Source organism: Schaedlerella arabinosiphila, assembly GCF_003885045.1.
Taxonomy (GTDB): Bacteria; Bacillota; Clostridia; order Lachnospirales; family Lachnospiraceae; genus Schaedlerella; species Schaedlerella arabinosiphila.
Genome location: NZ_RHJS01000002.1, coordinates 375,425 through 389,948, shown reverse-complemented (window position 1 = coordinate 389,948; position 14,524 = coordinate 375,425). Strand labels below are relative to the sequence as shown.

Genomic DNA, 14,524 nt, shown 5'->3' with positions numbered 1-14,524 from the left:
TTCTTATGCTAGGTCAAAAGAAATAAAGTCAAAGCTTCCTCTTCCTTCATATTTGAAAAACAACGCCTGCTTTTCTCCAGGTGCTTTCAGTTCCGAGACAAAACCATGCACATCTTTTGTCGGTTTTACCTCAATCTTTGCCACCGGCTCCTGATTCTCCGCAGTACGGATATAAACCATGCCAGAGGCATTTCCACGGATATTAATCCTGATCTTGGAAGTTTCTCTTAAGTCAAAATACTTAAACCCTGCCACCGCGCCGTCATCCATGTTCGCAATATACTGGTCATCTCCTGATTCACGGTCTTTACCGTCCTGAGTAAAGTAGGGGTAGCCTCTCTTTGGATGCTTGATCATGCTTAAAAATCTGGTTCCCTTTTTTCCATATAAATTACAGGCGATATAACTGGGATAATGCCCTTTTCCAGACAGCGGCTTTCCGTTCAGCCCGCAGGATGTCAGTTCCGCCTGATAAAATTTTCCGTCTTCGAAACGAATTTTCTCCGCGCAGGCCTGTCTGGAAGACTGCTTCCGGTTGCTGTGGCGATGATAGAATATATAATATTCTCCATTGATCTCAATAATACTCCCGTGGGTATTTCCCGTATAATTTTTTGCATGGTTCACGTCTGTCACGCCCGGCCTTCCGATGTCTCCGTTACTGACCAGAATCCCCCCGTACGAAAAACCGCTGGTGGGATTGTCACTTGTGGCATAGCAAAGTTCATGGCTGTTCAGGGAACTGTAGATAAAATAATAGGTTCCATTGAATTTACGCATGGAACTTGCCTCTAAGAAAGGATGTCCCTCATAAGGGGTCCCGGGCGCTTCCTTCTCTCCTGCAATCCCAATATACACAGGGCCTTTTTTCACCGTCAGCATATCGGAAGGATCCAGTTCAAAGCACATAGGGCCATGCTCCGTCGGTTTAGAGCCGTCCAGAAGAATGGGATTCCCCGCCAGCGCAAAGCCGCTGTACATATACAGCCGTCCGTCATCATCCATGAAGATTCCCGGATCGAACTGAAATGGTTCATTCTTTTTGCCTACAGGCACTTCATCCTCATATTTTACATATCCATAGAATTCATACTTTCCTGCCGGTTCATCACAGACTGCCACAGAGATCATCTTTGTGCCGCCCATGAAATAATACAGATAGTATTTTCCGTCCGGCCCCTGTACCATATCTGGAGCCGCCAGCCCATTCGTCAGGCGGATCCTGGGCGCCGCCGGATCCTGCTCCCGTTTATAAATACAGCCCTCATATCTCCAGTTGCTTAAGTCCCCGACTGGGGCGGACCAGCACACATAGTCCCCCAGGCAAAAATTCAGGCCGTTGAACAGATCATGGGAACCATAAATGTAAACACGGCCATCCACAATATGCGGCTCAGCATCCGGAACATATTCATAACTTGGCAGATACGGGTTAAATGCTTGTTTTGTTTTCATCTTAGAACCTCCACTCCATTTTATCTGTTATTTCGTGTTTCGTCCACGTTTATAATGGATTATTATAACTTTTTTTTCGACTGACGCTTTTTCCTGACGTAAAACGTCATTTTTCTAACGTGGATTGTGCCTTGATCCTTCCTGCATACATGGACCAAAAATAATTCAGCCGATAATCCGGCAATACCTCGTCTTTTACATAGATATCCGCATCTGTTCCACGCAGTAATCCCTGCCCCGGACGGATTTCTGATGGCTGTTCATTTTCAAGTATGATTGCCTGTAACCGGCTGCACCCTTCAAATGCACCGTCCTCAATCAGTGCAACCTCCTTCGGTATCGTGATAGCCTGGATTTCCTCATTTCCCGCATAAATATCTGCATACAGTATTTCTGGCTGTTTCTCCAAATCCCCTCCCGTATCCGCCGGCATTTCCGGTTTATTTGGAAATTCATATGCCGTCTGCGTACTTTCTCCCAGCATGGCTTTTATATCCCGAATACATTGGATCGTGTTCACAATCTTCCCGCTGGAATTCAGATGGAAATTTGTATCATAAAACCATTCCGCATCCATTACACTGTCATTCGGGTTCCCGATGACCGGAAAAGAAAGCTTTGTCTGCAGCGCTTCATAATATGCGGATATGTCCCCTGGCCCTACTGCCAACGCATTGACCGGACAGAACCGATACCAGACTTTTGCCCCTTGTTTCTCAAGCTGTAAGGCATAGGTATTCATATACTCTATAAACTCCTCCTGCCAGACATCGTCTGTAAACCGAACCGGAGTGTTCCTGTCGTATCCTTGCGGCATGATATTCTGCCCACACAGCTTTGTGTCAATATCCCCGTATGCATTAAACGAATCCTTCCGATATATCCCTTCCGGCTCAGGCGTTGTCCCATGTAAATGATAACGGAATTTGTCTGCCGCAAAACCCGGCAGCGTCCCTAGCATCTGCCCCCAGTTCCCGCGTTTGATCTTGAAAAGCAGCGAAAATTCCCCGTCCGCCGCCTGCCACATGGCTTCTCCATTAAAATAGTCCGAAAGAGTCTGTGCCTCCTGCTCCGGCGACAGGATCACAATGTCATTTTCCCGCACGGATCCCTCAGATAAATCCAGCATCACTTTCGTTCCAAGCCCTGCATACATCCCGAAATTTACAACCTGATACTCCGGGAATGCCCACTCCAGCATCGAACTGTCATAGCCGAAAGCAATACCGCTCCCTCCCGCCAGTATGATACGCTTCCCTTCGATTTCCTCCAGACGCCTGCATTTCTCTCTCAGTTCACCTAAAAATGTTTCTTCGTACCTGGCAGGCAGACAGAGGGCACATACAATGAGAAATACAGGTATCGCAAGAAGAAGAATCCCTGTTATGATAAGTATCGCTTTTTTCGCTGTCCGCTCCATGTCCTTACCCCCGAATCCACACTTAAAACCTAAAATAAATAAAAGAATTTCCTCTGTCCGCCGCGGCTCCAACCAGCCAGGAAATGGCAATCGCGTTTACCATATAAAATCCAAGAAATGATACTTTTATGGTCTCTTTTAATGTCCTGGCCCTACAGATCGTATCCGGCATCTGTTCCACAAGCAGCAGGCAGCCCAGCGCCAACGGCAGGAGCAATAAGTCGATTCTTTGTATCTGCATGGACTGCAGTGTCTCTAAGATTCCCAGATCTGCAAAGTGGAACAGGATCTGCCTCAGGACCTGCCCTGCCTCCCTCATATTCTTTGCCCGGAAGAAGATCCAGGCAAAGCAGACAAATCCAAATGTAACAAACCGGCCAGGCAAATGCATGCCGCTTTTGGACGGATAGACTTCATTCCACAATGTATACGCTAAAAAACAGACTCCATGCAGCAGCCCCCAGGCTGCGTAATTCCAGGACAGCCCATGCCATAACCCACTCAGCAGAAAGACCGCCATGATATTTCTGCAGCGGATCAGTGTTCCGCACCTGCTGCCTCCCAGCGGAATATACACATAATCCGTAAACCATTTTGTCAGGCTGATATGCCATCTCTGCCAGAATTCCCGGATATTTTCCGCCCCATATGGATTTTTAAAATTTTCCGTCAGACGGATTCCCATCATACGCGCCGTCCCCCGCGCAATATCCGTATAACCGGAAAAATCACAATAAATCTGTCCCGCAAAGCATAAAGTCCCAAGGACTGTCCCAAGTCCCCCCGCCTCCCCCGGCGAAGCATAGACAACATCCACAAAAACCGCCAGATAGTCCGCTGCCACCAGTTTTTTATAGAAGCCCTTGAGCAAAAGCCAGCCCCCATCAGTAAAATCATTTCGATTCCAGACCTGTACTTTTTTTAACTGCAAAAGAAGACTTTCCGTCCGTTCAATCGGTCCGGCGACCAACTGAGGAAAGAAAGAGACAAATAATGCATAATATCCAAAATGCCGTTCACATCGGATCTGTCCGCGGTACACATCCAGCACATAGGCCAATGTCTGGAATGTATAAAACGAAATTCCTACAACCAGAAAGCCTTTTCGCTTCCAGATCACCAGACACCCCAGACAGCAGACAAGAGCCAGCAGCATCCACAATCTAATCTCTTTTGCCCCCGCCCCTTTCTCACTTCGGATTCTCTCCATCTGTAATGCGGCCGTATAGGATACCCCTGTAGTAAACAAAAGCAGCGCCCCTGATCTGAGGCTCCCCTCCATATAGAACAGGTAGCTTGCTGCTAAAAGCAGGATCCATCTTCTATGTCCCGGCATGATCCAATAAAGAATCAGGACTACCGGAAAAAAAGTGATAAATTCCAAAGATGTAAAATTCATATATTTTCCTCATTTTTCACGGCCGGTCCGCGCTGCGGCCCGACTGCCTTCTTCACTTTTCTCTTATTGCCCGCCCGGACGACCAGCAGGCTCACAAAGAGCATCAAAAGCACCCCCGCCAAAATTTCCTGAAGTTTAGCGCCGCAGACCAGCGCATACAGAATTCCGGCCACAGTAAAAAACTCACAAATAATGCAAATGATTCCGATCTTCATTTCTCATCCTGTTCCTTTTCCATTTCTTCTTTCAATTCCTGAATGATTCTCCTGGTCCGGATCTCCACCCCTTCGGTAGACAGATGGTTATCCGTCCCATACAGATACACCCCGGAAACCAGAGAATCCTCCAGTTCCGTGATCACCGGCACGATCAGGTTTTCCTGAAAATACTGGTGCAGCCGCGCACGTTCTTCGGGTGTACTCTCCTCTGACACGGCATACTGGTTACGGGGCGAATATGTAAAATAAACGTCAGCCCCTTTTTCCAAAAACTGCTCATACACTGCATTCAACGGCTCAATATACTGTCCCTTTGGAAATGCATTGACTGTATAATGCACCGGAAGGCCATAGATTGGCTGTTCTTCTGCAGAATTTGGCCGATACAGGCAATAGTCCCCATATTCGTTATAGCTGTCTTCTTCTACCGGAATACCATCCTCATCATAATGAGACGCGGAGATTTTATAATTTTTCTTTTCCATTCCTTCCCGCCCGGCATTGTAAGAAGAAAATGCGGTAAATACCTGCTCAAAATCCCGGATATCCAGCTTTGTAAACACATCGTAACCTGATTCCATCATAGCAAATGTGGCGTAATCCAAAGCTTTCTGCCCACAGAACTGCCGGTTGCTGGCATCAAATTCCGGCGCATGGAGCAGAATATCTCCTTCCTGCATACATTCCAGAATCAATTGCAGCTGCGGAAGCGCCGGAGTATAGGCAAACACTCCCATGTTCACCACCTCATACTCCTCAAACGCCTCATCGATCATGGCGCTGTCATAGCCGAACCGGGTAGAAGAACCTGAAAACAATACGATTTTTTTCTGATCCTTCAACTGCAAAAGCCTGTCATATTTGTCCTGGAAGGTGTCAAAATAATTTCCGCTATATACCGGCGGCTCTATTGCATTGATATGCAGCGTTTCAAACTGCCCGCATCCTGCAAATGCATGATCGCTGATCTTGGAAATATCATCATAAAGATAGAGTTCCTGCAGCGATGCACTTTCAAACGCTTTGTTTTCCACTTCATAGATTCCCGGCGGCAAAATCACTCTTCTGCAATCCACACCTGCAAATGCCCCTTCTGCGATCCGCCTTACCTTCTTTCCATCCAGTTCTGCCGGAATACAGATCGTATCTTCCTGCCCTTGATAATCTGTAATCTGCGCAAATTCTCCTTGATCTTCATACTCAAAATGAGCCGCATCCGTCCAGGGAACCCACTGCGCATAGAGTAACATCCCCTCCTGAGTATCCACCCTGCTGCCAAGCCCGATCTGAGTCCCGCTCCCGTCCTGCTTTGTATTCCAGCCAATCAGCGTATAGCCGGTCCTCTCAAATAAATCCGTACCAATCGACGTATTCGGCCGCAAATGGGAACGCACAACAGCAACCGGGAATTCATCCCCGCCGCCATCCTCCCCATATCCTTCATCCGCCATATCCCTGCTTTCACATCTGCGGCCCCCATTGGCATGATACCGGATGACCACATCGCTTTTTTCAACCCGTGCCTGCACAGTCTCGGAATATCGAACGTCATACAGCGTCAAAGTAAGCGCTCTGCCATCCCCATCATATTTCACGGAATAATTGCGGGCAGCACTTCCTGCTTCCCTGTCATCTCCATATTTCACATTTTGCAGTTCATATCCATCCTCCAGGATCATCTCAAAAGACGCATCCTTCCCCCGTTCCACCGTCAGGGCACTTTCCTCCACAAAAAAACCTTCCCCCTCTTCCAGCACAAGATGGCAGAAATCCTTTTCTTCCAGCACCCTTTTGCCGCATCCCATGGCACCAAAGGCAATACAAAGCCCAAGGGCACATGAAACAATATGCCGTTTTCTTTCCATTGCGCCCTCCTCTATCCGTAATTGACTACTACAAAAATGCAGCAGATGGTATTCCATCCACTGCACTTAAGACATTATCCCACTTCCCGTTCTTTCCTCTTCGCAATCTGCGCCTGCTCCTGCGGCAGATTCTTTTCCACCGTAAACAGGAAGATCAGCACCGCGCAAACCGCATAAGCAGCAGTCTCCACCCAGATATAGCTGATCGAAATCGCATTCTGCACTGCCGCACTTTGTGCCGCCGTCCCCAGCGCCACATCCGCATCCTGCACATATCCGCTGACATTCAGGATCGCACTGAAGATGGAATTACAGATTGGAGTCCCTGCTACCATGATAGAACTATAGATAGACATTGTCAATCCATCGGTACGCATCCCTTCCTTAAACTCAATATGGTCGATCACATCTGCCAACATTGCCAGAATCACATAAGCCGCCGGAGAAGCCCCCAGGCATTTCAGCGCAACGCCGGCTGCTACCGGCACAATGCTCCCGTTTCCCAGGCCGGCGATCAAACCGCCTGCCACACCGATCACCATTCCGATAAATACAACCACTCTCTTGCTGAATTTATTGCACAGCGGAACCACGACCACAACTGCCAGAGCCATCGGAATCGCCCCCATAATGCTCAAAAGAGACTGGGAAGCCCCCCATGCATCGGCGGAGCCAAAAAAAGTATTATCCAATACCCATTTACAAAAGAAGGACATGGAGCCATTTTTGATAGCGCCGCTCCACTGGAATACGAGGTAGAACAGAATCGCGATCCACCACATTTTCTCGCTTGCAACGGCTTTCAGCTGTGCGGACAAGGAAACGGATTCCGCCGCTTTTCCATCTGATTCTTTTCCACCGGACGCCATAAATTCCTCTGTCACACGCTCTCTGGTAAACATAAACTGCAGATAGATGGTCAGCGCGGAAAATACGGCAACCGCCAGCATAACCATAAACCACAACGCCTGATTATCTTTTAATGCAAAGGACACTAAAATCGGAAATACCATGGAGCCAAATCCCATAACTCCCAGGCCCGCCACATTGGTAAAGGAAGCCAATACGCCCCGTTTCTGGCTGTCCCTTGTAGACACCGGCACCAGCGTAGAATTTGCCGTATTATAGATCGGATACGCCACTGCATAATACAGGTTGTAGGCAATGGCAACCCAGACCAGCTTTGCCGCACCTTCAAAGGGGACAATGAACATCAGGACACTGGCCGCCGACAGGGTCAGCGCGGAAAGCAGGATCCAGGGTCTTGCCTTTCCGGCAAAGGTTTTTGTCCGTTCGATCAACTGTCCCACGATCAGGTTTGCCGCTACGATCAGAATGGTGGAGAACAACTGCAGGGTTGTCAGAAACGTCAGATCCAGACGAAGAACATCCGTAAAATAATTTTGCAGGATGCTGGTAAATATACCGGATGAAAGCAGCGCTCCGAAAGGACCGATAAAATAGCCCAGAAGCATCTCCGGTGTCCTGACATCCGAGGCCGTAATCCTGGAACGAGTCAGCGGACTGCTCCAAAAATCATTTTTCTGACTGCTCATATTTCTTCATTCCTTTCTGGAACTGCAGCGGTATTACCGTGCAGTTCCAAACTTCCATAATTATGCTTCTTTCACAACTTTAAAGAAGGAACTGATCATCACCAGTAATAATGCGATCACACAGCAGGCCATGGCAACAATGGCATTGTTCAGGTCCGCCATATTTTCTGCATTGCTTTCAAAGGTCATAATGGAAGCCGCACCTGCAATCCTGCTTCCGATAAACTGGATTGCCGCAACAGCCGTCAGGATTCCGCACACTACCGGGATCGCATCCAGATACGCTTTCTCACCCTGCTTCATGGATAAAGCCAGCATCAATGCTTCCAGCACCACTGCAGCCACAAGGCATGCAGCCACTGTCGTGTTGACGCCCATATTTGCAAAATAATTTGTCTTACAGTTCTGCAGATAAAGGAACAGTGATACGGCAGTCACGATCATCGTCAAAACTGTCAGGATAAATCCGATACCAATCTTTCTTTTCTCGCCCATCTCATTTTCCCCTTTCCTACTGCTCTTTCTTCTTCATTCCAAGAAGATACATCGCGATGCAAAGTACTGTCAGAATGCCAAATCCGGCTCTCAGGCCCAATACCAGGTTGTCATACCATGTATTGACCTTTTCGATGTGGGTACTGGTAGACATACCATCCATTGCATTGGAATTCGCCAGTGCATAATTCTGATACAGCATCACCTGTTTCAAGTCTTGAAGCAGAGTCTCGTCCTGGCTTACATTTTCCACGGTCCAGTAAGGCCATTTTGCAGAGACTGCCTCAATATTGTTGTCACCTGTATTACAGGTCATGGTCACGCCGTTATGTACGGCTTCTTTTAATACCGTATAATTCGGATCCTGGATGAAGTCTTCCGACATCAGGCCTTTGAAGCCCCATTCCTTATGGAGAATGTTCAGGAGCAGTCCTTCGTGGGCATTGCTCTGTGTACATCCCACACGGTTATAGGTGGACATCACACCCAGGGCGCCTGCCTCTTCGATACAATCCTGTGTCCCCCTGAGTTCATTTTCCCTTGCCGCCTGTTCGGTCATAAACGCAGCAATACCGGTCCGGTTGATCTCCGTATCATTAAATGCCAGATGCTTCGGCGCAATAATAGTTCCGTATTCCTGTCCTGCGGCAATGAATGTGGAAGCCTGTCCTGCTGTCAGCACTGCGTCTTCTGAAAAATACTCATGATTTCTCGCATTGTACGGTACACGGTGAAGGTTCGTGCCTGCCCCCCAGAAAATCGTTGTATTTGCCCACAGGGAGTAGTTTCCGATCACCTTGCCCCATTCTTCCATGAGCTGTTTGCTGAAGGTCTGCCCCATAATTGTGCCATTTCCCATAACCCCCATCCTGTAGCCCAGGTTCGGGTCATCCGGATCGACTGCACAGGGGTCTCCTGTAGAAGCATCCTTATTGGCATATTGTCCCAGAGGATAGGAGTTGAAACCGTTCGGCCCGTCGTTCTGAATTACCTCAGGAGATACGATGGATTCAATGATCTTCGTGCTTGTTCCGCCAAATGCAGTACGGATCAAAGCCTCTTCCAGTTCAATCTGGTCGATCAGCTGGCTCCACCGCTCGTCTTCAATATCTGTCACGCCCTTTAGATCAGCCAGTGTCAGGCCGTTATCCGCGCCGAATATGACAGACTCAGGGTCGCCCTGGGCCGTAATCTCACGGATGTCATTGTCCATAATATCCAGCATCTCGTCCGTCGCCGTCAGATCCTGATAGGTCTTTGGCCAGGTGCCCTCCCAGTCATTTCTGGTCAGATAGGTGACCGTATCAGGCATATAGTAATTCAGATCTGCGTCTGCAAGCTGGTTTTCTACCGGAGTTCCGTTTAATGTCACTGCAAAAGATTCCGAATCAAAGTTGTCTAAATCCCATGTCTTTACATTTCCCTCATCCCCGTCTGCTGCCGCGCCCTGTGCCGCAAGCACATTATTGACCGCCTCATGCGCTCCGTTTCCTACGGTAAAATAATAAGTTCCGTCATCCAGAATCCAGTTTCCCGCAGTCCCCGCCTCATTTTTGCAGGTGGAATCCCAGCTTGCCATATCCTGCGCGTCTGCCGTGATGGTCACCTTCTCGGATTTACCCGGCTCAATGAGATCTGTCTTTTCATAATCCAGAAGCTGGATTGCCGATTTTTCTACCAGATGCTCTTTGTCATATTCGGTATATGGAACAGATGTATAGAACTGTACCACATCTTTTCCCGCAACGTCACCGGTATTCGTCACTGTTACTTCTGCGGTCACTGTTTTGGAATCCAGATCTACCTCCACACTTTCCAGTTCCTGCTCAAAAGTCGTGTAGGACAGCCCATAACCAAATGGATAAGAAACTTCACTGTCATAATCCCATGCGCCGCCTGTGGTACTTCCTGCTTTAGAAGCAGCATTTCCCTGCCCGAGCACCACATCCGCATAACGGGTCTCGTAATATTTATATCCCGTGTAGATCCCTTCCGCCTCTACCTCAAAAGAATTGGTGCTGGTAGACGGATCCGGGTTTGTCCATGCGAAATTGCCAAAATTCTGTGCCGCAGGAGAATTTGCATTCTTTACAACATAGGTATCTGTCAGATGGCCGGAAGGATTTGCCTCCCCACTTAAGACATCTGCGATTCCATAGAAACCATATCCTCCCGGCAGGCCGATCTCCATGATCGCGTCCACACCGGTATGATTCTTGATCTCGTCAATTTCCATGGTATTTGCGTTATTCAGAAGCACGATCACTTTTCCACCGTTTGATTTTTTCGCCTCAACTGCCGCATTGATCAGATCACGTTCATCATCGGAAAGTCCCAAAGGATCTGTCTGGTTCAGATTCTGTGACGGGTCTACGCCCGTCTCTCCCGGCAGATAGGTTCCGTTTTCCGTAGAAGAACGTGCAATGGTCACCAGCATCACATTGTAATCATCCATACTGTCTTTCCATGAAGGATCCGTACTGTCCATGATTTCCTGAGACGGCTCTTTGCTGGAAAAAACACCGTCTGTCGCCGGAGCGGTAATGTGGTAATATTCCATGATATTTCCCCACATATCGATTTCTGTCTTAAAGCTCGATTCCAGACCTTTGTAAAGCTCCTGCAGTTTTTCATTCATGCCAAAGCCCTTTGCAGACAATGCCTGTACAAAATCTACCGTATCTGCGTCTGTTCCGCCGTTGTCTGTTCCGCCCCCGCCATTGGCTGTCAGAGAACTTCCCATATCGCCGCCCTGTACCGGATAGTAACTGGAAAAGCCCAGCAGGGAAATTTTCTGTGTCTCTTCCTCAGTAAGCGGAAGGGCATTGTTTTCATTTTTCAACAGAACCGTGCCCTCTTCACTCATACGTTCCCCCAGGTCTTCGATGGAATCCAGAAGTTCCGTGGTGCTGGAATAATCCGACTTGTAAGTATACAAATCTTCTCCGTCCGTATTTTCCGTGACCATCATGCTGCTCTTCGTTCCAAGGAATTTGTCAATGTCCGTGCGATAGCTGTCTACGAGCGGACCTGCTGCCAGAGAAACCGCCAGCAATGATGCCGTGCAGGTGGACAAGCCCCGCCAAAGATTTTTTCTGTAACTCATCTCTTTCTCTCCCTTTCTCTTTTTGATGTAAGGATTATAGCATGTCTTTTTTCCGGCAGATGGCCAGGAACGTCAGCTGCACTTTTTTTGACGCGAATGGAGGGGCCGGTTATTTTCGTCCAAAATCAAAAGTCCCCTCTGTTCGCTGTATTTATGGATGCTCTTTTGTCCTTGCCATTATGTCCAGCAATCACTTTATATATTTTTATTTACACAGAACCTCCACAGTATGGCTCCCCCGGCTGTCTTCCACCGTTACGGTTACCACACCGGCTTCCCCGGCCCTGACAACCGCCATGGCCTCCCCATAATAGGTGTCCGCCGTATCCTGCGCATAATTTCCTTTTACATATGCATTTGCACTGCCAAGCCCCATCAGGACTCCGTTTTCCACAGATACCTTCAGCCGCTCCCGCACCATCGGCTTCCAGATCCCTTCTGCATCTGTATATTGGAGCGGAATAAACACAAGCTTTCCTGGCTTTACTTCCTGCTGTTCCGGACAAATCCTGAGCCGGATATCTTCCCCTGCTGTTTTCAAAGTCAGACGGCCGATGATCCTGCCCATGCTGTCATAGGAAACCGCCGTGATTTCTCCATCCTCGTATTTTGTTTTAAATACCCTGCGGCATGTATTTTTATAGCTTTTTCTGCCCACGGCCTGCCCGTTCACCAGAAGTTCCACTTCTGCGGCCCTTGCGTACACTTCTACCGTGGCTGTCTGCCCCTGACACCCGTGCCACGACCAGCTTTCCAGCGCCTTCGTCAGCTGCCACCCGGTCAGGTTCAGCTTCTCCTTCTGGTATACCGGGTTGACCGCAATGAGCGGCCCCTTTTCCTGCTCAAAGGCGACTCGGGTAAATGCGGCCTCTGCCCGTGGTTTTCCAAGCAGATCCACACGCCCGTTGCCTCCGGTCATGCGGCAGGCCGGATTTTCTTCTTTATAGTCCGAATATTCTGCGGCTCCGTCGCCTGTCTCTCCGATATAGTCCATACCGGCCCATACAAAATCTCCCAGAATGCGTGGATTCTGTTTTGCTTTCTCCCAGAAAGAATATGCATCCTTGCAGAACGTCTCTGTTCCCAGAATCAGACGGTCCGGATATTTTTTTAGGTCATGAAGATAGCGGAAGATGCCGTAATTATAACCTGCAATATCCATATTGGCAAATGCGTCTCTGGTTTTTAAATCGCAGGGGTACAGCGTGGCTCCGCATTTCATGAAATAATCCCCGGCAAGGCAGGCCAGAGTATTATAAAATTCACTTCCCACCGGTTTTTTCTTTTTTTCCTTCCCTGCATCTGTTTTCTTTCGTGCTGCCTGAGCATTCTTCTCCGCCGCCTGTGCGTTCTTTTTTGCCTTGTCGTCACTGTAAACCCCAAAACCGACGGAACTTAAAAAGTTAAAGAAAATATTGATCCCGCAGGTTACCGGCCTGGTGCTGTCCAGAGAATGAAGGTACTGGGTAAACTGGCCTGTCAGCTTTATTCCTTTTTTCTGGGAGGTCTCCGATACCTCATTTCCTGTGGAATACATAATGACGGACGGATGGTTGTAATCCTTTTCCACCATATCTTTCAGATCCTGCTTCCACCAGCGGGGGAGGTGATCCACATAATCATGCTCTGTCTTGTGGATATACCATACATCCACATATTCATCCATCACCAACATGCCCAGACGGTCACAGGCATCCAAAATGGCTTTGGAGCAGGGATTATGGGCGGATCGCAGGGCATTGTAGCCCTGTTCCTTCAAAATCCGCACTTTCCGTTCCTCTGCTTCCGGGAAGGCACATGCCCCCAGGATTCCATTGTCGTGATGGATACAGGCGCCGCGGAGGATAACACGTTTTCCATTGATGGTGAGGCCTGCATCTTTGTTCCACTCCAGAAGCCGGATTCCAAAATGCTCTTCCACGACGTCTTCCCCGAATGTCACTTTACAGCGATACAGATTTGGAGTATCGCAGTTCCAGAGTTTTGGAGACGGAATCTGCATCTGGACAGAAGCTTGAGATTCGGTTTCCAGTTCTTTTACTTCCATGCACTTTTCGCTGTCATCAAAAATCTCAATCTTCACTCGGCCATTGATACTGGTTTTGACTTCCACCTCTATAACAGCAGGTTCATAACTGACGGTGCGGATCCGCACACCGTTAACCGGAATGTGCTTTTCCTCTCCAATCCAGAGAAATACCGGGCGGTATATTCCGGTTCCCGGATACCAACGGCTGTTGGGCTGATCCGAATTATAGGCGGTCACACAGATTTCATTTTCCTCACCGTAAAGCAGCGCATCTTTTGTATCCACATAAAAGTTGGTATAGCCGTAGGGACGGGACAGAATCTTTTTCCCATTGAGAAAGACCTCTGCATTATGATAGACTCCTTCAAATTCTATCAGGATCTTCTTGTCCCGGTCATCTTCTGATACAAAAAATAATTTCCGGTATTCATAGTCTCCGCCTTCAAACCATCCGATATTATTCTCTCCCTTACTTGCCTCTGTACGTGCCTCTGACCACATAGCGTCATGAGGCAGAGCCACTGGATACTCCGCCTCGTCACGTGTCAGGCATCTACAGGTCCAGCCTTCGTTAAAATCCACTTTTCTCATCTTATGCTTCCTTTCCTGTTTCCTTTTCAAGAACCATAGGAAAATATCCTGTACAGCTTGTTTTCATTATTTCCCTATATTTCCATAGTGCCCGAATACATTTCCTACATTATTTATGCAGGACCCGGCTATCAAAAAGTGTAACATAACCATGAGATGAAATACAAATTTACACGCGAATTGACTGTTTTTTTACGTTAATGTCCACACCCTTTGGGTGTTCCAGTAACAGTATCCAGCCCATTTTTCAGTCACCTTCGGCGAGGGGCTGGATATTATAGCAAATGTCACTTTATTGGCCAGACGCTGTGCAGCAGGGTACACGACGCCGTGTGAACTGTAACAACTGGGACCCTGAATTATCCATCCTTCTTTCTCTTTTTATAGTCA

General features: G+C 48.2%; 9 protein-coding genes. All 9 read right to left on the bottom strand.

Annotated elements, in window-relative coordinates:
• Window positions 1-3: 3 nt before the first annotated feature.
• A complete protein-coding gene (locus EBB54_RS02405) occupies window positions 4-1,455 on the bottom strand; it encodes a family 43 glycosylhydrolase (protein ID WP_125126194.1) in 1,452 nt (483 codons plus the stop codon).
• Between the two features lie 106 nt (window positions 1,456-1,561).
• The gene (locus EBB54_RS02400) at window positions 1,562-2,875 is read right to left on the bottom strand and encodes a hypothetical protein (RefSeq protein ID WP_125126193.1); all 1,314 of its coding nucleotides are present in this window, start codon (window positions 2,873-2,875) and stop codon (window positions 1,562-1,564) included.
• Between the two features lie 22 nt (window positions 2,876-2,897).
• Complete coding sequence (locus EBB54_RS02395; protein ID WP_125126192.1) at window positions 2,898-4,274, bottom strand: MBOAT family O-acyltransferase; 1,377 nt, start codon at window positions 4,272-4,274, stop codon at window positions 2,898-2,900.
• Window positions 4,271-4,489: a hypothetical protein gene (locus tag EBB54_RS02390; RefSeq protein ID WP_125126191.1), complete on the bottom strand. Its 219-nt coding sequence runs from the start codon at window positions 4,487-4,489 to the stop codon at window positions 4,271-4,273. Before EBB54_RS02390 ends, EBB54_RS02395 begins: the two co-directional genes overlap by 4 nt.
• Window positions 4,486-6,357: a leucine-rich repeat protein gene (locus EBB54_RS02385; protein ID WP_125126190.1), complete on the bottom strand. Its 1,872-nt coding sequence runs from the start codon at window positions 6,355-6,357 to the stop codon at window positions 4,486-4,488. The genes EBB54_RS02390 and EBB54_RS02385 overlap by 4 nt, the downstream gene beginning before the upstream one ends.
• Window positions 6,358-6,431: 74 nt before the next feature.
• Window positions 6,432-7,913, bottom strand: a complete 1,482-nt coding sequence (locus EBB54_RS02380) for an MFS transporter (RefSeq protein WP_125126189.1) — start codon at window positions 7,911-7,913, stop codon at window positions 6,432-6,434.
• Window positions 7,914-7,973: 60 nt separating this feature from the next.
• Complete coding sequence (locus EBB54_RS02375; protein ID WP_125126188.1) at window positions 7,974-8,408, bottom strand: hypothetical protein; 435 nt, start codon at window positions 8,406-8,408, stop codon at window positions 7,974-7,976.
• A gap of 16 nt (window positions 8,409-8,424) precedes the next feature.
• A complete protein-coding gene (locus tag EBB54_RS02370) occupies window positions 8,425-11,514 on the bottom strand; it encodes a glycoside hydrolase family 3 C-terminal domain-containing protein (protein ID WP_125126187.1) in 3,090 nt (1,029 codons plus the stop codon).
• 205 nt (window positions 11,515-11,719) lie between these two features.
• Window positions 11,720-14,134: a glycoside hydrolase family 2 TIM barrel-domain containing protein gene (locus tag EBB54_RS02365; protein ID WP_125126186.1), complete on the bottom strand. Its 2,415-nt coding sequence runs from the start codon at window positions 14,132-14,134 to the stop codon at window positions 11,720-11,722.
• Between the last annotated feature and the right edge of the window lie 390 nt (window positions 14,135-14,524).